The organism is Dyella nitratireducens (assembly GCF_014642835.1).
Classification (GTDB): Bacteria; Pseudomonadota; Gammaproteobacteria; order Xanthomonadales; family Rhodanobacteraceae; genus Dyella_B; species Dyella_B nitratireducens.
Genome location: NZ_BMJA01000001.1, coordinates 1,383,728 through 1,407,198 on the forward strand (window position 1 = coordinate 1,383,728; position 23,471 = coordinate 1,407,198).

Here is a 23,471-nt window from a genome sequence, read left to right on the forward strand (position 1 = left end):
CCATGATCGTATTCAAATACAACTATGTATTTCGATACACGTGCCATTCGTCGTGGTACCATTTGGCATGCCACGCAAACGCCTTACCCGAGAAGAAAGCCGCGAACAGACCCGCGAGCGCCTGCTGGAAGCGGCCGCGGCAGTCATTGTGAAAAAAGGTCTGGCCGGCACCAGTGTCGAGGACATCGCCGGGCATGCCGGCTACACGCGCGGTGCGTTCTATTCGAACTTCAAGAGCAAGACGGACCTGTTCATCGAACTGCTCAAGCGCGACCACGGCCATATCCAGGAAGATCTGCAGCAGTTGCTGGATGCGGAACTGTCGAACGAAGACCTGCAAAAGCAGCTGGCCCAGTTTTATGGCCAGTGCTATCGCGATCACAACAGCTACATATTGTGGGCCGAGGCGCGCCTGCACGCCGTGCGTGACGCCAAATTCCGCCAGCGCATGAACACGCTGTGCCTGGAAAAGCGCGACATGATTGCCAGCTTCATTACGCAGTTCGATCAGCGTATGGGGCTGCAGCCATCATCCACCCCGCCGGCCGACCTTGCATTGGCGATGATGGCGCTGATCGATGGCATGCTGTATTTCAACATGAGCATGCCCAACGAAATATCCGATGCGGCCACGGCGTCTGTGCTGAGTACGGTCTTTACCGCGACGTTTTTTGGTGCGCAATCGAAGCTGACGTAGGTTGGGGTGCAAACCCCAACATCGCCGTGTTGATTGACCCGGGCATGTTGGGGTTTGCACCCCAACCTACGCAGGCTTCATTCCGACAGCTTTACGACGCAAACGATATTCGTCGTACCCCACATAAATGCTCGCGCCTAACACCATCAGCGCAAGCAAGTACCAAGTAATCAGATAGCTCAGGTGATTATTGGGAAAGTTAATCACCGTCTTGCCGCCTTCCGGCCACTGATTGCTGCTTGCCAGCGCTGCATCCGCATCAACGAAATAAGGCGCCACGTCATGCAGGCCGCGCGCGGCGGTGATCGCTGCCACGTCACGCGTATACCAGTTGTTGTGCGCAGGATCGTTGTGACGGAAGAACGTGGGCGGCTCGGACATCCGCAGCAAACCTGTCACCGTCACCTCACCCGTCGGCCCGGGTGCGCAATGACCATCACGCCCGCACCAGTCCACCGGTGCAAACCCACGATTGATCAGCACGACAGAACCATCGGCCAGGCGCAACGGCGTCATCACCCAAAAGCCACTGCCCTCGTCGGTGGCCGTCCACACTAGCGTCTGGCGGTCATGTAGAAACACGCCGCTGAGACGGACATGCAGGTATTCGTCTTTGTCGCCAGTCATGCCAGGCCATTGGTCGCGCATGGGTGGCGCGATCGGCGGTGCATGCACGCGTGAGTCGACACGGGCGATCAGGGCGCGCTTCCAGGCAAGGCGGTGGACTTGCCAGTTGCCGAGGGAGACGAAGCCGATGAAGAGGGCTGCCGCGAAGAGGCCGAGCAGGATTAATGCGACCGGGCCGCGTGGGGTGCGCGGCGCATCGTAGGAGGAGGTGTCTGGGGAAGCCATGCGGGCAATGATCGCATGAGCCGCAGACGCCAAGACGAAGTGCGTCGATTTGTAGGTTGGGGTGCAAACCCCAACATCGCGACGTGTGAAAGACAGGCGTTGGGGTTTGCACCCCAACCTACGCCGCTCGATTCAACTTTTTCGCAAGATTGCCCCACCCCAACCCTCTCCTCGAAGGGGATAAGAAGTAAAGGCAATCACGGCAAATTCCGTACATCCTTCATCATCGACGGCATCATGTTCTGGTTGAGGTGATACATGATCCAGATCGATCCGCTCAGCGTGATCACCACCAGCACTATGGTGAATACCAGGGCCAGCATGTTCCAACCGCCCTCGGATTTCGCATTCAAGTGCAGGAAATACACCATGTGCACCACGATCTGCACTGCGGCCAGCAACAGAATGAAGGCATCGGCCGGACCGGTCTTGGAGAACGCACCGGACATCACCAGCCAGAACGGAAGAATGGTGAGGAAGGCCGCCGCGGCAAACCCCGTCATATAACCCTTGAGGCTGACATGGATCTGGTCCACGCCATCATGGGCGTGACCGTGATGGCCATCGTCATGTGCATGCTGGGTGTGGTCGCTCATGACAGCACTCCCATCAGGTAAACGAAACTGAAGACGCCCACCCACACCACGTCGAGGAAGTGCCAGAACATCGACAGGCACATCAGCCGGCGCTTGTTGGCGGGAATCAGGCCCTTTTTGCCCACTTGCACCAGCAGCACGATCATCCAGATCAGGCCGCTCGTCACGTGCAAGCCGTGCGTGCCGACCAGGGTGAAGAACGAAGAAAGAAAGGCACTGCGCCCCGGCCCTGCACCGATCGACACCAGGTGGGTGAATTCAGTCAACTCCAGCCCGATAAAGCCTGCACCCAGCAGCCACGTCACGATCAGCCACGCCATCATCGGTCCGCGGCGATTGAGCTGCATCTCCAACACCGCAAAGCCGTAGGTAATCGAGGACAGCAGCAGCAGCGTGGTGTTCACTGCCACGATCGGCAGCTCCAGCACCTCTTTGGCCGATGGCCCACCCGCATATTCGCGGCCAAGCACGCCATAGGTGGCGAACAGGCAGGCAAAGATCAGGCAGTCACTCATCAGGTACAACCAGAAACCCAGCAGTGTGGCGTTTTCCGGGTGATGGTCTTCAGCCACGTGGAAGCGCAGCGCCTCCTCCGCACCACCGCTTCCGCTAACAGTCATGGTCATGTCGGACATGGCTCAAGCTCCGGCGCGGGCGGTTTCGACACGCCCCACTTCATCAGCGGGGATGTAGTAATCGCGGTCGTAATTGAAAGTGTGGTGGATGGCCACTGCCAGCAGCGCTACAAACGATATTGCCGCGATCAGCCACATGTACCAGACCATGGCGAAGCCGAAGATAAGGCTCAACACGGCCAGATACACGCCGGTACCGGTGTTCTTCGGCATATGGATGGGTAGAAAACCTTCTACCGGCCGACGCCACTTGTATTGCTTCATCTGCCACCAGGTGTCGATGTCATGCACCTGTGGCGTGAAGGCGAAGTTGTACGGCGGCGGTGGCGAGGAGGTGGACCATTCCAGCGTGCGTCCGTGCCAGGGATCGCCGGTGGTATCGCGCAGCTTGTCGCGATGAAGAATGCTCACTGCGAACTGCACGATCATCGCGGCAATACCAATCAAGATCAGGACCGCGCCGAATGCTGCGATCTCGAACCAGATCTGCAACGACGGATCATCGAAATGGCGCAGTCGCCGCGTCACGCCCATCAGGCCCAGCCAATACAGCGGCATGAAGGCGAAATAGAAACCGACCACCCAGAACCAGAACGAGACCTTGCCCCAGAACGGATCAAGACGAAAACCGAACGCCTTGGGGAACCAGTAATTGACACCGGCAAACATGCCAAACAGCACGCCGCCGATGATCACGTTGTGGAAGTGCGCAATCAGGAACAGGCTGTTGTGCAGCTCGAAATCCGCGGGTGGCACCGCCAGCAATACACCGGTCATGCCGCCGATCACGAAGGTCACGATAAACGCCACCACCCACAGCATCGGTACGTCGTACACGATGCGGCCGCGATACATGGTGAACATCCAGTTGAAGATCTTTGCCCCCGTCGGAATCGAGATGATCATGGTGGTGATACCGAAGAACGAGTTGACGCTGGCGCCCGAGCCCATGGTGAAGAAGTGGTGCAGCCACACCAGGTAGGACAGCACCGCAATCACCACCGTCGCGTACACCATCGACGCATAGCCGAACAGGCGCTTGCGCGAGAAGGTGGACGTCACCTCGGAGTACACGCCGAACGCCGGCAGCACCAGGATGTACACCTCCGGGTGCCCCCACACCCAGATCAGGTTGACGTACATCATGTAGTTGCCGCCAAGATCGTTGGTGAAGAAATGCGTGCCTGCATAACGATCCAGCGCCAGCAACGCCAGCGTGGCGGTCAACACGGGGAACGCCGCCACGATCAGCACATTCGCCAGCAGCGCTGTCCAGGTGAAGATCGGCATCCTCATCATGGTCATGCCGGGCGCACGCATCTTCACGATCGTGGCGATCATGTTGATGCCCGATAAGGTGGTGCCGACACCTGCGATCTGTAATCCCCAGATCCAGTAGTCCACACCGCTGTCCGGACTGCTAGGCAGCTCCGACAGCGGCGGATAGGCCAACCAGCCGGTGCGTGCAAAGACACCGATAAACAATGACGCCATGACGAGTACGGCGCCGGACACGGTCATCCAGAAACTGAAATTGTTGAGGAAAGGAAAAGCGACGTCACGCGAACCGATCTGCAACGGCATGACGAAATTGATCAGACCGGTGATGAACGGCATGGCGACGAAGAAGATCATGATCGTGCCGTGCGCGGTGAAGATCTGGTCGTAGTGATGAGCGGGCAGATAGCCCTCGTGCGTACCGAAGGCAATGGCTTGCTGTCCACGCATCATCAGCGCGTCGGCGAAGCCACGCAGCAGCATGATCAATGCCAGCACGATGTACATGATGCCGATCTTCTTGTGGTCCACGCTGGTGAACCACTCGCTCCACAGATAGCCCCACTTGCGGTAGTAGGTGATCAACCCCAGCACGGCGATGGCGCCTATCGCCACACCAATGAATGTAAAGATCAGGATCGGCTCGTGATATGGAATGTCATCCAGGGTGAGCCGTCCGAAAATCAGCTTGCCGAGGTCGGGAGAATGAAGAGTCATCGCGGCACCCGTGCTTCAGTTCACTGTGGATGAGCCATCGACATGGCCCCCTGGCTGTCGGATGAAGCGGATGCTTCACCGCCCCCGCTAGGCTCCGGCACACGCAGCATATTCATGCAGGAAGGGCCGGGCTGAAAACAGCGGTTGAGGATGGATTGATATAGCCCCGGCGTCACGCTGCCGTAGTACTGCACCGGATTTTTTTCGCTAGGCGCTTCCAATGCGGTATACGTCGCTTGATCCAGCGTATCGCCATGACTTTTCGCTTGCGCCACCCACTTGGCAAAGTCGTCTTCGCTCATGCCGTGGAAGGTGAAGTTCATGTACGAGAAACCGGCGCCGCTGTAGTTGGCGGACATGCCCCAGTAATCGCCGGGCTTGTTGATCACTGCCTGCAGCGTGGTTTCCATGCCCGGCATGGCATAGATCTGTCCAGCCAGCGCAGGAATGAAGAACGAGTTCATCACGGTGGACGCCGTGAGGTTGAAGTGGATCGGCCGATCCACCGGCGCCGCCAACTCGTTCACCACTGCCAGGTTCTGCTCGGGGTAGATGAACAGCCACTTCCAGTCGAGCGCCACCACGTCCACTTCCAGCGGCTTGGTATCCACCGGCACGACCTTTCCGGCCGCAATGCGATCGAGGGGACGGTACGGATCGAGCTTGTGCGTGCTCACCCAGGTGATCGCGCCCAGCGCAATGATGATCAACAACGGTGCCGACCAGATCATCAACTCCACGATGGTGGAGTGATCCCAATTCGGATCGTAGTGCGCCTTTTCGTTGGACGCCCGATATCGCCACGCGAACACGAGCGTAGCGATGATCACCGGCACCACGATCAGCAGCATCAGCACGAACGAGGTGATGATCAGATCGCGTTGTTGCAGGGCGACGTCACCGGACGGCGACATCAGCACCGTGTGGCAGCCCGACAATGCCAGGGGCAGAGCTAGCAGTAGCAGTCCGCGGAGAGTCTTCATGGACATGACCGACGCAACCGAAAGAAAAGGGGGTACTGCTGTGTCGACAAGGTACGCCGATCGATAGGCCGCACGCAAATGGTTCGATGGCGATAGGGCATGCGCTGCGACATTTCGCCAGACTGCCACGCGTTTGTCATGCCCGTGCGCCGAAAACTGAGCGGTGTGTGACAGAGGATCGAATCCCCCATTTGGGGGAACACAAACGCGGAAATCACGCCAAATCACCGCATGAATGTCACGTTTGCGGAATGCGAAGAACAACATTTCTCGCCCCTAATAAAGCGAGGGAGCCGCTTTTGACAAGCACCACAAATGCCATCAAACACAAAATACACCCACCCTCCCTAGCCTTGACGCCTCAACGGTGCCATGCTGTGCCCGCCGCATCCCTATCCGAGTAACGACGATGTCCAGTACGTTTGAGGATCAGCGCGAACCCGCCGGCTTGACCCCGGAAGATCTCGGGCGCATTCACGCCCACGCCCGCTTGGCGCCCGGCGAAATCGCCATCGGTGTCATCATCGGGCGAACCGCGGAATACTTCGACTTTTTCGTCTTCGGCATCGCCTGTGTGCTGGTGTTTCCGTCGGTGTTCTTTCCATTCGAGAGCCGGCTGGACGGCATGCTGCTGTCGTTCGCCATCCTCTCGCTGGCCTTTATCGTTCGCCCGCTTGGCACCACGTTATTCATGACGGCGCAGCGGCGCTGGAGCCGCGGCACCAAGCTCACCATCGCCATGTTCCTGCTCGGCAGCGCCACGGCCGGCATGGCATTTCTGCCCAGCTACAACACTATCGGCGGCTGGGCCATCGGCCTGCTCATGTTCTTCCGAATTCTGCAGGGCATTGCCCAAGGCGGCTCGTGGGACGGCCTGCCTTCCCTGCTCGCGCTCAACACGCCGCCGGAACGGCGCGGTTGGTATGCCATGCTGGGGCAGCTCAGCGCGCCGATCGGCTTCCTGATCGCCAGCGGTTTGTTCCTGTTCCTGCGCACGGAACTGGCCACCGATGACTTTATCGAATGGGGCTGGCGCTATCCCTTTTACGTCGCCTTCACCATCAATGTCGTGGCGCTGTTCGCACGTCTGCGCCTGGTGGTGACGGAGGAATATACCCTCGCCATGGAAGAGCGCGAGCTGGAACCCATCGGCATCATCGACATGCTGCGCCGACAGGGCTACAACATCTTCATCGGCGCGTTTGCCGCGCTGGCGAGCTATGCGTTGTTTCACCTGGTGTCGATCTTCCCATTGTCGTGGATCTTGTTGGGCACCACGCAATCGGTGAGCACGGTGCTGACGGTCCAACTGATCGGCGCGGTGGTCGGCATCATCGGCACCATTGCCTCCGGCGTCATCGCCGACCGTATTGGACGACGCAGCACACTCGGCACGGCAGCCGTACTCATCGGCATCTTCGCGCTGTTCGCCCCCTGGCTGCTGGGCGGCAACCAGATCGCGCAGGATGCCTTCATCATCATCGGCTTTGGATTGCTGGGCCTGTCTTACGGACAGGCCGCCGGCAGCGTCACCTCCAATTTCGAAATCCGCATGCGTTATACCGGCGCCGCATTGACCTCGGATTTCGCGTGGCTGATCGGTGCAGCCTTTGCACCGCTGGTGGCGCTGGGATTGTCGGTGCGCTTCGGCCTGGTGGCGGTGAGTGTGTATCTGCTCTCGGGCGTGGCGTGTACCTTGATTGCGTTGCGGGTGAACAGGGCACTGGCGACACGCGAGTGATGTAAGGCATCCGCCAACCAGAAACCACAGGCGGCAAAAGTATTTTCCTTGCATCAACGCACGAGCGCGCGTTTCCTGCGAGTGCATCGCGCAAAGCCGACACGATGCAAGCGAACCCTTTGACAAGCATTGGATTGGCAGCATGCTATGGTGCGTTGCCTTGAAGCGTCGCCCCGGCTTGTCGACAAATTTCTCTTGAAAAAAAACGGGACCACGTACCGTTTTCTTCAGGCGAAGAAGCGCACGCCACTCAGGTAACACGCAGGCAGCGCAACGATCGATGGGATGCATCAAGGACTGATAGACACCATGAATGATTATGATCCCAACAATCAATTGGCTCTTTCGATAGACGCCTCTTATCCTTGCAAACCAATCCCCTACCAACCCTCAACTCCAACGGAAAAGAGCAGATGTCGCTGATCAACACCGAAATCAAACCGTTCAAGGCCACCGCATACAAGGATGGCAAGTTCATCGATGTGACCGAGGCCTCGCTGAAGGGCAAGTGGTCCGTGGTGGTGTTCTACCCGGCCGACTTCACCTTCGTGTGCCCGACCGAACTGGAAGACCTGGCCGACCATTACGCCGAGTTCCAGAAGCTGGGCGTTGAGATCTACGGTGTTTCCACCGACACGCACTTCGCGCACAAGGCATGGCACGACACCTCCGACGCGATCAAGAAGGTGCAGTACCCGCTGGTGGGCGACCCGACCGGCGCGCTGACCCGCAACTTCGACGTGATGATCGAAGAAGAAGGCTTGGCCCTGCGCGGCACCTTCGTGATCAATCCGGAAGGCGTGATCAAGGTGTGCGAAATCCACGACAACGGCATCGGCCGTGACGCCAGCGAACTGCTGCGCAAGGTGAAGGCTGCACAGTACGTGGCTTCCCATCCGGGTGAAGTGTGCCCGGCCAAGTGGAAGGAAGGTGCCGCCACGCTGAAGCCGTCGCTGGACTTGGTCGGCAAGATCTAAGTTGCAAGTTTTGGCGCCGCCCGCAATGGGCAAGCGCCGCGGGCCCGGTACCCCCCCTCCCACCGGGCCCGCACCCTATACCTCGAGCAGACGTCGTCCATCCATGTTTTACCGGGTGCCGGCGGCGTCTACTCCAACATCAGGATTTGACGGAGAGACACCATGCTGGACAACGATCTGAAAGAACAACTCCGGGCTTATCTCGAAAGGGTGACCCATCCGATCGAGCTGGTTGCTTCCGTTGATGAAAGCGCTGCTTCGCAGGAGCTGTTGGGGCTGCTGCGCGACATCGAATCGCTTTCGCCGAAGGTGTCGCTGCGCACGAACGGCCACGACGCGCGCAAGCCTTCGTTTGCAATCACTCGCAGCGGCACGGACGTGAGCGTGCGCTTTGCCGGCATTCCGCTCGGCCACGAATTTACCTCGCTGGTGCTGGCCCTGCTGCAAGTTGGCGGCCATCCGCCCAAGGCGGAGCCGGAGCTGATCGAGCAAGTGCGCAACCTGGAAGGCGAATACGTGTTCGAAACCTTCATGTCGCTCAGCTGCCACAGCTGCCCGGATACCGTGCAGGCACTGAACCTGATGAGCGTGTTGAATCCGAACATCAAGCACGTCACCATCGACGGCTCGCTGTTCCAGGACGAAGTGAACGAGCGTCAGGTGATGGCAGTACCGACCGTGTTCCTTAATGGTCAGCCGTTTGACCAGGGGCGCATGTCGATCGAGCAGATCGTCAGCCGGCTGGACAGCGGCGCAGCACAGCGCGATGCCGAGAAGCTCAACGCCAAGGCGCCGTTCGAAGTGCTGGTGGTGGGCGGTGGCCCCGCTGGTGCCGCGTCGGCCATCTATTCGGCGCGCAAAGGCATCCGTACCGGCGTGGCCGCCGAGCGTTTCGGCGGGCAGGTACTGGATACGATGGCGATCGAGAATTTCATCTCGGTGTCGTACACCGAAGGCCCGAAGCTGGCTGCCTCGCTAGAACAGCATGTGCACGAATACGACGTGGATGTGATGAATCTGCAGCGCGCCGAGCAGCTGATTCCGGCGCAGGAAGAAGGCGGACTGATCGAAGTGCGCCTGGCTGGCGGTGCATCGCTGAAGGCCAAGACAGTGATCCTTTCCACCGGCGCACGCTGGCGCAATATGAACGTGCCGGGCGAACAGGAATACCGCAACAAGGGCGTGACCTACTGCCCGCACTGCGACGGCCCGCTGTTCAAAGGCAAGCGCGTAGCGGTGGTCGGCGGCGGCAATTCCGGTGTGGAAGCGGCAATCGATCTGGCGGGTATCGTGGATCACGTGACGCTGTTCGAGTTCGACAGCAAGCTGCGTGCGGATGAAGTGCTGCAACGCAAGCTGCGCAGTCTCCCGAACGTGAAGGTGATAGTGAGTGCGCAGACCACCGAAGTGCTCGGCGACGGCAACAAGGTAACAGGCCTGGCCTATACCGATCGCACCAACAGCCAGAGCCAGCACGTGGCGCTGGAAGGCGTGTTCGTGCAAATTGGCCTGCTGCCCAATACCGAGTGGCTGAAGGGCACGGTGAAGCTGTCGCCGCGCGGCGAAATCGAAGTGGACGCGCATGGCAAGACGTCGGTGCCTGGCGTATTTGCTGCCGGCGATGTCACCACCACGCCGTACAAGCAGATCGTGATTGCGATGGGCGATGGTGCGAAGGCCGCATTGAGTGCGTTCGATTACTTGATCCGCTTGCCGGTGGAAGTGACCGAAGAAGAAGAGATGGCGGCCTGATGGTTCCAACGGGTCGACGCAGGTTGGGGTGCAGACCCCAACATCACGCTCCTGATCGACATGGCGGTGTTGAGATTTACACCCCAATCTACACAACGCCAACCTCGCTTGATGTTTGACAGCGTGCAAGAATCAAACTTACACATGCACGCGCCACTATGAGCTTCCCCTGCATACGCTATTCCGTGACCCTGCCCATCTTCCTAACGGGGAGATGGGTTTGATGTGTGCCATCGTCATCATGGGTGTTACCGGCTGCGGAAAGTCGACCATTGCCACAGCCGTCTGCCAACGCACGGGTGCGTATCTGATCGAGGGTGATGAATTTCATCCGCCGGAAAACGTTCGCAAGATGAGCGCCGGCATACCTTTGACGGACGAAGACAGGCAAGGCTGGCTGGAGCGGCTGACGCAAGAAGCTGCCGATCGACTCACTGCATCCGAGCACGTGGTGCTCACTTGCTCTGCGCTCAAACGCCGTTATCGCGACACGCTGCGTAATACGGTGCCGAATCTTGGGTTTGTGTTTCTGGCATTGACACCGGAGCAGGCGACGGAACGTGTGGCGCATCGCACGGACCATTTCATGCCGGCTTCGCTGGTGGCTAGCCAGTTTCGTGATTTGGAAGTGCCTGATGGCGAGCCGCTGGTGCTTGCTGTTGAGGCGATCAAGCCGGTGGATGTGATTGCTGAGGAAGTGGTTGCTTGGTGGGGCGGGCTGGAATAAAACACAACGCGTAGGTTGGGGTGCAAACCCCAACATCACCATCTCTGCCATGGCGCCATGTTGGGGTTCGCACCCCAACCTACGGATTCACACGGAACTCAAGCTGCGCGGCAAGCCCATCCCAAGCAGCTCCCGATGCTTGGGCAAGTGCAATAGGGCACGCGTGTCGACGCCAGACCCCGCCCAGGATTATCGTGTCGGTATGAGCCTGCACCACCACACGCTGCACGAAGGCCGGCTGCTACACGTCGGCTGCGCGTGCTGCCAGCCTGAAAGTACCGCCTGCGGCGAACTGGAGCATGCCTGGGCAGACACCGTGGCGTTTCCATTGCGCGGTGTCTTCGTGAAGCACTACGACCATGGCGCAGAAGTAGTGGCGCACGTGGGGCAGGTAGTGTTCTTCAATGCCGGCGAAGCGTATCGCGTCAGTCATCCGGCGAAAGGCGGCGATGACTGCCTGGTATTACGTGCCAACAATGCGGTGTTACGCGAGATGCTCACCAGCCATGATGCCCGTCGTGCGGAACGCGAGCACAACCCCTTCCGCGCCACGCATGCGTCATTGCCAGCAGCCGTCGAACTGCAACGCAGCCTGCTTTGGCATGGTCTGCGCAGCGAGGAAGCTTCCATACTGGAAGTGGAAACGCGCGGACTGTCGTTACTCGATGCGGTGCTCAACCACACGTCTTCCGACGTGCAGCGCCGCGATGAAAAAACAACGCACCGCTCGCGCCGCCGCGAGCAATCCCACGCGGTGGCCGTACTGCTTGCCGATCAACCGAGCCGCGACTGGAGCCTGGATGAACTGGCGAAGCGCGTCCACGCATCGCCTTTCCACCTCGCACGCAGTTTCCGCAGGGTGTTGGGTGAACCGGTTCATCGCTATCAACTGCGCGTTCGCTTGGCGCTTGCACTGGAGCAGGTGCTGGATGCCTCGGCGCCGCTTACCAGCGTGGCGATGGAGCTGGGCTTTGCGACGCCCAGCCATTTCGCGGCGGCGTTCGGCCGCGCTTACGGCATCACCCCTTCCGCTTTGCGCAGGCAAGCACGGCCTTCGCAGGCGCGCGAATTGCGCAAGATTTTGACAGCCGGCCAAAGCAGCGCGCGATAGCGTATTCGACGAAGCGACTCCTTCGAGTTGCATAGTTCGCCGATGCCATGTTGCTTTCACTTTCTGAAACCCATGCGTTTGCCGACGCCTTGCTGGCCGGCGGCCCGGATCCTCGTCACGCCGAAGCCTTGCAGCTATATGGCCGTTTTGCAGGGAGCTGGGATGTCGAGGTGACGGATCACTATCCTGATGGCAGCACACACGTCGCGCAGGGCGAATGGCATTTCGCCTGGGTGCTGCAGGGGTTGGCGATTCAGGATGCCTGGATCACACCTGCGCGTCATACACCACCCGATTCGCTGCCCGCCAACTACTTGCATCGCTATGGCACCACGCTGCGTCTTTACGAACCTGAGCAACAGCAATGGCGCATCACCTGGCTCGACCCTGCGATCGGCTTCTATGTGACGCAGATTGGCCGTGCATGTGATGACGGCATCGTGCAGGAAGGACACACGGCGAACGGCACGCCGATGCGCTGGCGTTTTTGCGAGATCACGCCCGACAGCTTTCGCTGGATCGGCGAAGTGGCCGACGAGCAGAACCGTTGGCGCCTGCAACTGACCATGCGGGCAACACGCAAACGTTGATCTGGGCAAGCCCGGGGGGCGTGCGGGCTATGCACCGAATTATTACGCGGTGTTTTTGATGGATCCGGATGGGAACGATGTCGAGGCTGTGTGCATGGCTTGATGGTTTTCGTAGGTTGGGGTGCAAACCCCAACATTGCAGAGTCAATCAGGATCGCGATGTTGGGATTTGCACCCCAACCTACGACGGCGGCTATGAAGATTAGGTCTCAACGCGCCGAACAGAAGCAATACGAATAAACGTTCAAGTGCCCCGCCTGCGCCGTACGCAACATTTGCAGTTCCGGCGCCAGCATCGGCAATTGCGCGAACCAGCTCGGCAAGCGCACACCATAAGCCTGCAAACCCGCAACCATCGCCGACTGATTGAAGCTCAGCATAAAGCGCTCGAATGCGCCCAGGGGCTGCTCCTGATAGCGCACGGCGTAGTTCTTGCCCAGCTTTGCCAAGTCGGCAGCTTTTTGAATGGCAGCATCGAGCCCGCCAAGCTGATCGACCAAGCCACGCTGCTGCGCCTGACTGCCGGTCCACACACGGCCCTGTGCGATGGTGTCGATGGCGCTGTAATCCTTGCCACGCGCCTGGGCCACACCACCGACAAAATCGTGATAGCCCTTGTTGATGATGGACTGGATCACGATGCCAACCTTGGGATCGAGCGGACGAGTGATGTTGAAGGCACCCGCCAACGGCGCCGTGCCCACGCCATCGCTGGTGACGCCGAACTTGCTCAAGGCGTCGGGCACGGTGAAGTACATGCCGAAGATGCCGATGGAACCGGTGATGGTGTTGGGTTCGGCGTAAATCTGATTGGCATTCATCGAGATCCAATAGCCGCCGCTGGCAGCGACGTCGCCCATCGACACGACGACTGGAATGCCGGCCTTGCGCGTCAACGCCACTTCGCGGCGGATTTCTTCCGCTGCGTACACTTCGCCGCCAGGCGAGTTCACGCGCAGCACCAACGCCTTGGTGCGCTTGTTTTCACGCGCGCTGCGAATCAGCGCTGCAGTGGATTCACCACCGATCGAGCCGGGCTGCTGTTTGCCTCCGGTAATCTCACCTTCCGCCACCACCACGGTCACCGCGTCCGCGCCCGGTTTGTCGCGATTGGGGATGTTGGCGGCATAGCTATCCAGAGCAACGCCACGAATGCCATGGCCATCCTTGCCGGCTGGCACCCCTTGCTTGCGCAGCATGTCGATCAGTTCTTCGCGCGTGGCGAGACCATCGACCAGATGTTCATCTTGCGCCAACTTCGCCAGATCTCCCTGCGCGGCGACGAGGCGATCGGGCAGATCGTTGATGTCTGCGCGTACCACCGCAGGATCGAGCTTGCGCAGCTGGGCGATCTCGTTGATGTAGCCATCCCACAAACCACCCATCCAGTAGCTGTCTGCTTCCTTGGCTTCAGGTGAGGCGTGATCGAGGACGTACGGCTCAGCCGCGCTCTTGAACTGGCCGACGCGGAACAGGTAGACGTTCACGCCCAGCTTGTCGAGAAGGTCTTTGTAGAACAGGCGGTAGTTGGAAAGACCGGTGATGAACAGACCGCCTTGCGGATCCAGCAGCACGCGATCGGCATGCGCGGCGAGGTAATACTGGTATTGATCCAGTTCCGGTCCCCAGGCGATGACCGGCTTGCCGGCGGCGCGGAAACGATCGAGCGCCGCGCCGACTTCGGTCAGCGCCGCGAAACCGCCGCTTTGCAATTGACTCGGATCGAGCAGGATGCGCGTGATGCGCGAATCCTTGGTGGCAGCGTCGATGGCGTTGACCAGGTCGCGCACCTGCACTTCTTTCGCTTCATCGCCGGAAAGTTTGGATATCGCGCGCTGCATCGGACTGATGCTGTACTGCTCCACCAGCCGGCCTTGCGGCCGCAATACCAGCACACTGCTGTCCTGGATGTCGTTGACGTGCTTGGCGGCGCCAATCGCCACCAGCATCAACAGGAAAATCCCGAGAAACGCAAAGAACACCGCGTTGAGAATGATCAACCGCACGATATTGAGGCCGCGCCCGAACACGCGCAGGAAGGCAAGGAATCCATTCGGCTGCCGCGAGCGGCCCAGGGGCGGTGGTGTACTCATAAACCCTCGGTGATCCTTGATCGTAAGTTGTAGGTTGGGTTAGCGCAGCGTAACCCAACGATGCCGGCCGAATGCGTTGGGTTACGCTGCGCTAACCCAACCTACGCGGCTACGTTGCTCATGAGGGAATCGTCGCATCTGTGGCGACCGGAGCAACAGGGCCAAACGTCCCGGGTTGATGCCGGTAGGAGCTGCGCCAGAAGCGCACGAACAGCAGCAGCGCCGCCATGCTCAAACCAGCAATCAGGCCCATCCAAATGCCGCGCGCCCCCAGGCCATGATGAAACGCCAGCCACCAGCCCACCGGCATGCCCACGCCCCAATAGGCAAACAGCGTGATCGCCATCGGCACGCGCGTGTCTTTCAGCCCGCGCAAGGCGCCGTTGGACGCCACCTGGATGCCGTCGGAAAACTGGAACAAGCCCGCCAGCAGCAGCAATTGCGCGGCCAGCGCGATCACGGTCCTGTCATGCGTATAGAGCGAGGCAATCGCGTGCGGAAAGCCCAGCATCAAGGCCGCCGAAACGGTTTGCGTCACCAGCGTGAGACCGATGCCGCAAAAGCCCGCATAGCGGATGCCCGAGGGATCGCCGCGCCCAACCGCATTGCCGACGCGCACGGTAATCGCCATCGCCAGGCCCAGCGGCACCATGAAGAACAGCGCGGCCACGTTCAACGCCACTTGATGGCTGGCCACCATGTCTTCACCCATGGTGCCGATCAGCAGTGCCGCCGCAACGAACAAACCACCCTCGGCAAGCAAGGTGATCGCCATCGGCAAACCGATGTGCACCAGCTTGCCAATACGCTCGAAGTCCGGCCATTCGAAATGCATGAACAGGCCCAGCCCTTTGTAGTTGCGATGCAGGGCGATGTAGATGCCGAACGAAAGCATCTCGATCCACAGCACCGCGGCGGTGGCGATGCCGCAACCGCGCGCGCCCTGCGGCGGCAAACCCAGCTTGCCGAACATGAAGATGTAGCCGAGCGGCAGCAGCAGCACCAGGCCACCGAAGCTGAAATACATGGAAGGCCGGGTTAGCGACAAACCTTCGGACAGACCACGCAGAGCGAAGTAGCAAGTCAGCGCTGGCGCGCCCCAGCTGATCGCACGCAGGAATTCACCCACGTCGAGGTACAAGCTGGGCGACACGCCAATCAACTTGATCAGCGGCTCCGCATGGCGCACCAAAAACCACAGCAACACGCCCATCGCCAGCGCCAGCCACAATGCCTGGTGGAATACGTCACCCGCTTCGTGCCGGCGGCCGGCGCCATCGAGCTGCGAGATCGATGGCGGCACCGCCATCATCATGCCGATACCGCTGACGATCGCCAGCGACCAGATGCTCGCGCCAACGGCTACGGAACCCAACACGTGCGCACCGACGTGGCCGGCGAGCACCGCGTCGATCACGTTGCTGCCGATCGCAGCGAGCTGGGCGAGCATCAGCGGCAGGGCGAGGTGCACGGTGGCACCGATCTCCCGCCAGACCCGGGCTCGGTCGAGATGGATGGGCTTCATGGATTGGGAATCTCCGGGCCGGGCATTGTAGCTTGGTGTCGCAGGCCGGTAGTACGCCGCGTCGCCCTCCAATGCCCTATTCCCTATTTGCTGCCCAGCCGCCAAGATTCAACGCTGCACCAAGGGGAATGCTCGTATGAAGGAATTGACCTCCTACGAAGGCGCGCTTTGCGCCAACTGCCAGGCGCCGTTGCAGGGTGAGTTTTGCCATCACTGCGGCCAGTCCGTACACAGCGTGCTGCGGCCGGTGCATGGTTTGTTCGAGGAATTCTTCGAAACCTTCCTACATATCGACGGGCGCATCCTGCATACCTTGCCGGCGTTGTTCCTGAAACCGGGCTTTTTGACGCTGGAGTATTTCAGCGGACGGCGGGTGCGCTATATCGCGCCGTTCCGGTTGATGTTCGTGCTGTGCCTGCTGTCGTTTTTCGTGTTGCACCTCGCCACGGATGTGATTGCACAACGCATCGAGCACCGCGATCAGCGCAACAGCGTGGTCATCGACCAGGGCGCCGACTTCTCGCAGGCGCAAACCGCGCAGGAGGTTCGGCATCAGCTGGATGCAAAGCTGGAGACACTGGAAGCCACGCGCGCCATCGGCAACGCCGCTATCGTGGCGCAGATCGACCAGACCGAACAGAAACTGCACCAGCAGGCGAATGCGCGGCTGGCTGAGCTGGGCGCCCCGGCCCGTGCATCGAGCGCCAGCAAACGCTCTGGCGACGAACCCTCCGACGAAGGCAGCGACGGCACCAGCAAGCTGGAGCAGCCCATCCACATCAGCTGGCTGCCCGCCTTTGCCAGTCAGCGCCTGGCCGAGTTCGACGAGCACATCCGTAAAAACGCCAAGGCCCTCCATCGAGGCACCATCACCGAGCGCCGGGAAGCCTGGGAGCACCTGGAGGCCGGCATCTACGGTGCGCTGCCCGGCACGATGCTGGTGCTGGTGCCGATGTTCGCCCTGCTGCTAAAGCTGTTCTACATCTTCAAGCGGCGGCTCTACATGGAGCACCTGATCGTCTCCTTGCACAGCCATGCCTTTCTGTTCGTGAGCCTGCTGCTGATCGTGATCGCCGGCATGCTTAGTACCTGGCTGAGACCGATCGCCGCCTGGACCGGCTACGCGGCAGGCCTGATGCAAGGCGCCCTCATGCTGTGGGTGCCGGCCTACCTGCTGATCATGCAGAAGCGGGTCTACCGTCAGGGCTGGGCGATGACACTGGTGAAATACTGGTGCGTAGGGTGGTGCTATTTCTGGCTCTTGCTGCTCATTCTGATGGTTGCCGTCGTACTTGGACTGGCCCACTGACTGTCATTTTCGGAAGCGTGGAACAGCGGTTTTGCACAGCGTCAAGGTATTGACATACTTCTGTGTCAAGCCCGTGAGCCCAGCCCAAACGCGACCAAACCGATCTTTCAACACATTGATACACATGGAAATTTTTATGTGGTCAAAAGTTGAACAGCCTGTCACAAGGGCCGGTTTGATGCGCGAAACGGCCCCCTCTCAACGGCACATCCACAGACTTATCCACAACTCTTGTGGATAAACGAAAAAACATGTGCTGATGAGTCACTTAGGCGTTTTTCCTAGATGACAGAGCAGCAATCGCGGGCAAGCTCGCCCAGCTCGCTACCTACATGCCGGTTCCGACAGTTCTGACGGTCGCACGCGATACACTCAAGGCCATGCCGTCCGTTCTTCGCGTCGCCCTGCCGGTTCCACTTCCTACCTTGTTCGACTACCTGCCGCCGGCCACCGGGACGGTAGGTGTCGGCAGCCGCGTGCTCGTTCCATTCGGGCGCAGCAAGTCGGTGGGTGTGGTGGTGCAAGCGGATGTGCCCGCACAAGTGGGCAGTGCAAAACTCAAGCGCGTACTGCGTGCGCTGGATGACACTGCACTGCTCGACGCGGAACTGATGCAAACCCTGGCATGGGCGGCCGATTACTGGCTCGGCGCGCCAGGCGAAGCGTACACCAATGCCTTGCCGCTGCTGCTGCGCGAAGACAAGCCGCTGCCGGAAACCCAGGAGCCGATCTGGCAGTTGACGATTGCCGGACACAGCGCCTTGGACGCCGGCAGTCGACGTGGCGGCAGTCGTGTGTTGCTGCAAACCTTGCTCGCGGGGCCGATGTCCACCGCGGAGCTGGACACCGTTCTGCCCGACTGGCGCGCCGCCGGACGACGCTTGGCCGAAGCCGGCTTGATCGAGCGCGGCGAAGCGTCGCCGTCACCGAACTTCTTTCCCAATACGCCCAAGCTTGCGCTGCATGCAGAACAAGAAGCGGCCGTGGCGGCCGTGACGGAAGCATTCGGCCGCTTTCAACCATTCCTGCTCGATGGCGTGACTGGCAGCGGTAAGACCGAGGTCTACCTTTCGCTGATCGAGCGTACGCTGGCGCAAGGCCGACAGGCGCTGCTGCTTGTACCCGAGATAGGCCTGGCGCCACAAACCGTACGCCGCCTGCGTGAGCGGCTCGGCGTGCCAGTGGAAGTGCTGCATTCGAATCTGGCTGAAGGCGAACGTGCCCGCGCGTGGCTGCGCATGCGTTCGGGCGAAGCAAAGGTGGTGCTGGGTACCCGTTCGGCCGTGTTTACGCCGCTGCCGCAAGCCGGCTTGATCATCGTCGATGAAGAACACGATGGTGCTTACAAGCAGCAGGAAGGTTTCCGCTATCACGCACGCGATCTGGCCCTGGTGCGTGGACGTGCCTTGCAAGTACCGGTGCTGCTCGGCTCCGCCACGCCCTCGCTGGAAAGCCTGGCCAATGCCGAGGCCGGCCGCTATCGCGCGGTGCACTTGCGCTCACGTCCGGCCGCGACACAACCGCCGCAGGTGCAGATCATCGATATGCGCGCACAGCGGCTCGAACATGGTCTGTCGCCTGCGCTGCTGCACGCCGTGGGTGAAACCGTGGCGCGCGGCGAGCAGGTGCTGGTATTTCGCAATCGCCGCGGTTATGCGCCGGTGCTGTTGTGTCATAGCTGCGGTTGGCACGCTGAATGCCCGCGGTGCGAGCATCCACTCACCTTGCATGCTGCCTGGCGCAAGCTCGTTTGCCATCACTGCGATTTGCAAGCGCCGATGCCATCGAGCTGCCCTGTGTGTGGCAGCCAGGAATTGAAGCCGCAAGGCCAAGGCACCGAGCGATTGGAAGAAGCACTCACCGCGCATTTCCAGCACGTGCCCGTGCTGCGCATCGATCGCGAAACCACTCGGCGGCGCGATGCGTTCGAGCAGTTGCTGGGCAACCTGGCCGATGACGCACCGGCCATCCTGGTCGGCACGCAGATGCTGGCGAAGGGCCACGATCTGCCGAATCTGACTTTGGTTGCCATTGTTGGCGTGGACGAAGGTTTGCTCAGTGTCGATTTCCGTGCCAGTGAACGTCTTGCACAGCTGGTGGTGCAAGTGGCCGGGCGCGCGGGACGTGCACGCAAGCCGGGGCGTGTGCTGTTGCAGACACATCATCCTGATCATCCGCTGTTGCGTACGCTGCTGACGCAAGGCTATGCCGCTGCGGCGAAGGACCTGCTTGTCGAACGCAAGCAAACCGGCTTGCCACCGTATGGCCATCAAGTGCTGTTGCGGTGTGAAGCGCATCAGCGTGCGGCAGTGGATGCGTTTCTTTCCGAAGCGTGTGCGGCGTTGCCGATGACCGATGCGTTGCAAATCGCCGGCCCCATGCCTGCACCGATGCCGTTGCGTGCAGGACGTCAGCGCGGGCAACTGTTGATTGAATCCGCCAGCCGGCGTGATTTGCATGCCGCGGCACGGCCATGGTCGGTGCAATTGGCGCATTTGCCTAATGCGCGCAAAGTGCGTTGGTCGCTGGATGTGGATCCGATCGATTTGTATTGAGCGTAGGTTGGGGTGCAAACCCTAACATCGGGCGGCGTGTAGATGGCATGTTGGGGTTTGCACCCCAACCTACGCGACGCCTGGCGCCTGCCTGGGGTTTCTCGCCCGCACTTCCTGCTCACGCCCATGCACCATGCTGAAAACCACCGGCACAAACAGCAGCGTTGCGCAGGTGGCGAACAGCAAGCCACCGATCACCGCGCGGCCCAACGGCGAGTTCTGCTCGTGCGTGATCGCCATCGGCAGCATGCCGATGATCATCGCCAGCGCTGTCATGCACACCGGACGGAAGCGGGTGAAACCTGCTTCCAACGCGGCCTTTACTGCATCACCGTGCTCGGCCAGGCGTTCGCGCGCAAAGCTCACCACCAGAATCGAGTTAGCCGTCGCCACGCCCATGCACATGATCGCTCCCGTCAGCGCCGGCACCGACAGTGTGGTGTGCGTGATGAACAACATCCACACAATGCCGGCCAGCGCAGCAGGCAACGCCGTGATGATCACGAACGGGTCCAGCCACGATTGGAAGTTCACCACGATCAGCATGTAGATCAGCACGATCGCGCCAAGCAAGCCAAACAACAGACCGGAGAACGCGGCATTCATTGCCGTCACCTGACCCAGCAGGCGCACGATCGAGCCACGCGGCCGTTCCTTTGCAGCCTCATTGAGCACACGCTGGATGTCGCTGGAAACCGCACCAAGATCGCGCCCTTGCACCGCGGCATAGACATCGAAGGATGGCGCGATGTTGTAGTGCGATACCACGGCGGGACTGGAGGTGCGCCGGATGGTCGCTATGGCGCCAAGCACCTGCTTGGCGCCAGTGGCCGAAGAAGTGATCGGCAGGCTCTGCAAGGCGTCCCACGTATCCATACGATATTGCGGCGTCTGTGCCACCACGGCGTAGGACACGCCATTGGCATGGTTGAGCCAGAAGGTGGGGGCCACCTGCAGGCTGCCGGCCAACGAGGCGACCATGCTGTTGGTGACGTCGTGCTCGGTGATGCCAAGCTCGTCTGCACGCACGCGGTCCACATCCACGTTCAACTGCGGTGTGCCGGTGGATTGTTGCAGCCGCACGTCGGCGATACCGGGGATTTCGCGCATCGCCCGCAGCAGGCGAATGGCGTAGGCCTGGTTCGCCACTTTGTTTTCACCCGATATTTTTACGTCCAGCGGTGCCGGTGCACCGAAATTGAGAATCTGGCTGACCATGTCCGCCGGCAAAAAGGCGAAGCTGGTGCCCGGAAATTCACGCGGCAGCACCGCGCGCAGGGTTTTGACGAAGTCCGCGCTCGGATCGTGATCCGGCGTGAGCAGGATCTGGATATCGCCATCCTGCGGCCCGATCGTGCCGCTGTTGTTATAGACCATGTTGGTACCGCTGAGCGGCAACCCGATGTTGTCGATGATGCCGTCGAGCTGGTCGGGCGGAATCACCTGCCGAATGGCATTTTCGATGTGATCGAACTCGGCTGCCGAATCCTCGATGCGTGTGCCCACGGGCGCGCGCACGTGAATGGCAATGGCACCGCCGTCCGTGGAAGGAAAGAAATCGCGCCCCAGGAAAGGCACCAGCACAAACGAAACGATCACCACGCCCAGGAATCCCAGCACGAATTTGCGCTTGGCGCCCAAGGCGAGCGTCAACGTGCCGTAATAGGTGTCGCGCACCTTGGCGAAGCGATGCTCAAAACCCTGCTGGAATGTGACCAGCCCCTGGCGTAGCCGTCCACGCCGAAGCGGGGGATGCTGATCGCCCTCGTGGTAATTGATGTACTGATCTTCCGGATGATCGCCCGGCCCGCGTTCCGTGAAGTGGGGCTTGAGCAGATACATCGCCATGGTCGGCACCAGCGTTCGCGATAGCAGAAACGAGGACATCATCGCGAAGATCACCGCCATGGCCATCGGCCGGAACAGAAAGCCCGGGATGCCCTTGAGCATGAACATCGGCACGAACACGATGCAGATACACAGCAGCGATACGAAGGCCGGTGTCACGATCTGCCTGGCACCGTCCATGATCGCCGTTTCCACATCCTTGCCATGCTCCAGATGCCAGTTGATGTTTTCGATGGTGACGGTGGCATCGTCGACCAAAATGCCGACGGCCAGCGCCAATCCACCGAGCGTCATCACGTTGAGTGTCTGTCCAAACGCCGACAGCAAGGCAATCGCCGAAAGCACCGCCAGCGGAATGGAGATGGCGATGATGACGGTGGAACGCCAACTGCCCAGGAACACCAGGATCATCACGGACGTAAGCAAGGCTGCGATGATGCCCTCGCGCGCTACCGAGGCGATCGCGGCTCGCACGAACACCGACTGATCGCCCATCAGTTTTACCTTCAGGCTGCGCGGCAGGGTTTCCTTGGCCAGTGGCAGCAGCGTCTTGATGCCGGCCACCACATCCAGTGTGGAAACGTCGCCGCCCTTCAAAAACGGCATGAGCACGGCACGATGACCATCCACGCGCACCACGTTGTTCTGCGGTGGCGAGCCATCGCGTACGTGCGCCACTTCGCCCATCGTGATGGTGGTGCCGTCGACCGTTTTGATCGGCAGGTCGTTCAGCTCTTTGATCGCCAGCGGGCTATCGTTGAGGTTTACCGTGTATTCGTACTGGCCGATCTTGATGGTGCCGACCGGCACGATTTGGTTCTGCGCCGCCAACGCATTGCCCACGTCCTGCGCAGACAGGCCCTTGGCTGCCAGTGCCTGCGGATCGAGGTCGAGCATTACCTGCCGCTGTTTGCCGCCGTAAGGCGTGGGGATGGCCACGCCGGCCACCGACACCAGCATCGGGCGCAGGAAGTTCTGCGCGACGTCGCGAATCTTCTGCTCGGACAACTGCGTGCTCGACAACGCCATCTGCAGGATGGGCACGGTGGAAGCGTTGTAGTTGATGATCTGCGGCGGCGTGATGCCCGGCGGCATCTGCTTGAGCACCGTCTGCGAGATCGACGTGACTTGTGCGGTCGCCGTGCGAACGTCCACGCCTGGCTGGAAGAAAATCTTCACCACGCCGATACCAGGCAACGACTCGGATTCGATGTGCTCGATGTCGCTCACGGTGGAGGTAAGCGAGCGCTCGTAGTAATAAATCACGCGGCCGGACATCGCATCGGGCGACAGACCGTTATAAGTCCACACCACGCTGATCACCGGGATGCCGATGTTCGGGAAGATATCGGTGGGCGTGCGCAGCGCCGCCAGCGGCCCCACGAGCAGGATGAACATCGCCAGCACCACGAAGGTGTAGGGACGCTTCAATGCTATGCGTACTAGACCCAGCATGATGACGGCTCCAGCAACATGTGATATGGA

The 23,471-nt window shown here is 60.4% G+C and carries 17 protein-coding genes; 9 read left to right on the forward strand and 8 right to left on the reverse strand.

Annotated features, from left to right (window positions below):
* The first annotated feature begins 67 nt into the window (after window positions 1-67).
* Window positions 68-697, forward strand: coding sequence for a TetR/AcrR family transcriptional regulator (locus tag IEX75_RS06440; protein ID WP_188793413.1), 630 nt, complete (start codon window positions 68-70; stop codon window positions 695-697).
* Window positions 698-763: 66 nt separating this feature from the next.
* Here the strand turns inward: IEX75_RS06440 and IEX75_RS06445 are convergent, their stop codons facing one another.
* From IEX75_RS06445 to cyoA, 5 genes are all read right to left on the reverse strand, one after another.
* Window positions 764-1,549, reverse strand: coding sequence for an SURF1 family protein (locus tag IEX75_RS06445; protein WP_188793414.1), 786 nt, complete (start codon window positions 1,547-1,549; stop codon window positions 764-766).
* Between the two features lie 197 nt (window positions 1,550-1,746).
* Window positions 1,747-2,145 carry a cytochrome o ubiquinol oxidase subunit IV gene (gene cyoD / locus IEX75_RS06450; protein WP_188793415.1) on the reverse strand — a complete coding sequence of 133 codons (399 nt, stop codon included), beginning with the start codon at window positions 2,143-2,145 and terminating at the stop codon, window positions 1,747-1,749.
* Window positions 2,142-2,780, reverse strand: a complete 639-nt coding sequence (gene cyoC / locus IEX75_RS06455; protein ID WP_188793416.1) for a cytochrome o ubiquinol oxidase subunit III — start codon at window positions 2,778-2,780, stop codon at window positions 2,142-2,144. The genes cyoD and cyoC overlap by 4 nt, the downstream gene beginning before the upstream one ends.
* 3 nt (window positions 2,781-2,783) lie before the next feature.
* Complete coding sequence (gene cyoB / locus IEX75_RS06460) at window positions 2,784-4,742, reverse strand: cytochrome o ubiquinol oxidase subunit I (RefSeq protein ID WP_229720765.1); 1,959 nt, start codon at window positions 4,740-4,742, stop codon at window positions 2,784-2,786.
* Window positions 4,743-4,795: 53 nt separating this feature from the next.
* Window positions 4,796-5,758 carry a ubiquinol oxidase subunit II gene (gene cyoA / locus IEX75_RS06465; protein ID WP_188793418.1) on the reverse strand — a complete coding sequence of 321 codons (963 nt, stop codon included), beginning with the start codon at window positions 5,756-5,758 and terminating at the stop codon, window positions 4,796-4,798.
* A gap of 409 nt (window positions 5,759-6,167) precedes the next feature.
* Between cyoA and IEX75_RS06470 the strand changes: the two genes are divergently transcribed.
* The 6 genes from IEX75_RS06470 to IEX75_RS06495 all read left to right on the forward strand — a co-directional run bounded on the left by IEX75_RS06470 (window position 6,168) and on the right by IEX75_RS06495 (window position 12,656).
* A complete protein-coding gene (locus IEX75_RS06470) occupies window positions 6,168-7,499 on the forward strand; it encodes an MFS transporter (protein ID WP_188793419.1) in 1,332 nt (443 codons plus the stop codon).
* A 413-nt stretch (window positions 7,500-7,912) separates the two neighbouring features.
* Window positions 7,913-8,476: an alkyl hydroperoxide reductase subunit C gene (gene ahpC / locus IEX75_RS06475; RefSeq protein WP_188793420.1), complete on the forward strand. Its 564-nt coding sequence runs from the start codon at window positions 7,913-7,915 to the stop codon at window positions 8,474-8,476.
* A gap of 162 nt (window positions 8,477-8,638) precedes the next feature.
* Window positions 8,639-10,228 (forward strand): alkyl hydroperoxide reductase subunit F, encoded by a 1,590-nt coding sequence (gene ahpF, locus IEX75_RS06480; RefSeq protein WP_188793421.1) that lies wholly within the window; start codon window positions 8,639-8,641, stop codon window positions 10,226-10,228.
* A gap of 223 nt (window positions 10,229-10,451) precedes the next feature.
* A complete protein-coding gene (locus IEX75_RS06485; protein WP_229720662.1) occupies window positions 10,452-10,955 on the forward strand; it encodes a gluconokinase in 504 nt (167 codons plus the stop codon).
* 202 nt (window positions 10,956-11,157) lie between these two features.
* A complete protein-coding gene (locus IEX75_RS06490) occupies window positions 11,158-12,066 on the forward strand; it encodes a helix-turn-helix transcriptional regulator (protein ID WP_188793422.1) in 909 nt (302 codons plus the stop codon).
* A gap of 47 nt (window positions 12,067-12,113) precedes the next feature.
* Window positions 12,114-12,656, forward strand: a complete 543-nt coding sequence (locus IEX75_RS06495) for a hypothetical protein (protein ID WP_188793423.1) — start codon at window positions 12,114-12,116, stop codon at window positions 12,654-12,656.
* Window positions 12,657-12,865: 209 nt separating this feature from the next.
* Here the strand turns inward: IEX75_RS06495 and sppA are convergent, their stop codons facing one another.
* Both sppA and IEX75_RS06505 read right to left on the reverse strand, forming a co-directional pair.
* The gene (gene sppA / locus IEX75_RS06500) at window positions 12,866-14,749 is read right to left on the reverse strand and encodes a signal peptide peptidase SppA (protein WP_188793424.1); all 1,884 of its coding nucleotides are present in this window, start codon (window positions 14,747-14,749) and stop codon (window positions 12,866-12,868) included.
* Between the two features lie 118 nt (window positions 14,750-14,867).
* Complete coding sequence (locus IEX75_RS06505) at window positions 14,868-16,274, reverse strand: MATE family efflux transporter (protein ID WP_188793425.1); 1,407 nt, start codon at window positions 16,272-16,274, stop codon at window positions 14,868-14,870.
* Window positions 16,275-16,410: 136 nt separating this feature from the next.
* Between IEX75_RS06505 and IEX75_RS06510 the strand changes: the two genes are divergently transcribed.
* Window positions 16,411-17,583 carry a DUF3667 domain-containing protein gene (locus IEX75_RS06510; RefSeq protein ID WP_188793426.1) on the forward strand — a complete coding sequence of 391 codons (1,173 nt, stop codon included), beginning with the start codon at window positions 16,411-16,413 and terminating at the stop codon, window positions 17,581-17,583.
* 380 nt (window positions 17,584-17,963) lie between these two features.
* Window positions 17,964-20,138 carry a primosomal protein N' gene (locus IEX75_RS06515; RefSeq protein ID WP_188793427.1) on the forward strand — a complete coding sequence of 725 codons (2,175 nt, stop codon included), beginning with the start codon at window positions 17,964-17,966 and terminating at the stop codon, window positions 20,136-20,138.
* A 69-nt stretch (window positions 20,139-20,207) separates the two neighbouring features.
* Here the strand turns inward: IEX75_RS06515 and IEX75_RS06520 are convergent, their stop codons facing one another.
* Entirely contained in the window at window positions 20,208-23,441 is a 3,234-nt protein-coding gene (locus IEX75_RS06520; RefSeq protein ID WP_188793428.1) for an efflux RND transporter permease subunit, read from the reverse strand.
* Window positions 23,442-23,471: the final 30 nt, after the last annotated feature.

Bases quoted from the DNA above. Each gene is read 5' to 3' on its own strand.
- IEX75_RS06440 (WP_188793413.1), top strand. From the start codon at position 68: ATGCCACGCAAACGCCTTACCCGAGAAGAAAGCCGCGAACAGACCCGC.
- IEX75_RS06445 (WP_188793414.1), bottom strand. From the start codon at position 1,549: ATGGCTTCCCCAGACACCTCCTCCTACGATGCGCCGCGCACCCCACGC.
- cyoD (WP_188793415.1), bottom strand. From the start codon at position 2,145: ATGAGCGACCACACCCAGCATGCACATGACGATGGCCATCACGGTCAC.
- cyoC (WP_188793416.1), bottom strand. From the start codon at position 2,780: ATGTCCGACATGACCATGACTGTTAGCGGAAGCGGTGGTGCGGAGGAG.
- cyoA (WP_188793418.1), bottom strand. From the start codon at position 5,758: ATGAAGACTCTCCGCGGACTGCTACTGCTAGCTCTGCCCCTGGCATTG.
- IEX75_RS06470 (WP_188793419.1), top strand. From the start codon at position 6,168: ATGTCCAGTACGTTTGAGGATCAGCGCGAACCCGCCGGCTTGACCCCG.
- ahpC (WP_188793420.1), top strand. From the start codon at position 7,913: ATGTCGCTGATCAACACCGAAATCAAACCGTTCAAGGCCACCGCATAC.
- ahpF (WP_188793421.1), top strand. From the start codon at position 8,639: ATGCTGGACAACGATCTGAAAGAACAACTCCGGGCTTATCTCGAAAGG.
- IEX75_RS06485 (WP_229720662.1), top strand. From the start codon at position 10,452: ATGTGTGCCATCGTCATCATGGGTGTTACCGGCTGCGGAAAGTCGACC.
- IEX75_RS06490 (WP_188793422.1), top strand. From the start codon at position 11,158: ATGAGCCTGCACCACCACACGCTGCACGAAGGCCGGCTGCTACACGTC.
- IEX75_RS06495 (WP_188793423.1), top strand. From the start codon at position 12,114: ATGTTGCTTTCACTTTCTGAAACCCATGCGTTTGCCGACGCCTTGCTG.
- sppA (WP_188793424.1), bottom strand. From the start codon at position 14,749: ATGAGTACACCACCGCCCCTGGGCCGCTCGCGGCAGCCGAATGGATTC.
- IEX75_RS06505 (WP_188793425.1), bottom strand. From the start codon at position 16,274: ATGAAGCCCATCCATCTCGACCGAGCCCGGGTCTGGCGGGAGATCGGT.
- IEX75_RS06510 (WP_188793426.1), top strand. From the start codon at position 16,411: ATGAAGGAATTGACCTCCTACGAAGGCGCGCTTTGCGCCAACTGCCAG.
- IEX75_RS06515 (WP_188793427.1), top strand. From the start codon at position 17,964: ATGCCGTCCGTTCTTCGCGTCGCCCTGCCGGTTCCACTTCCTACCTTG.
- IEX75_RS06520 (WP_188793428.1), bottom strand. From the start codon at position 23,441: ATGCTGGGTCTAGTACGCATAGCATTGAAGCGTCCCTACACCTTCGTG.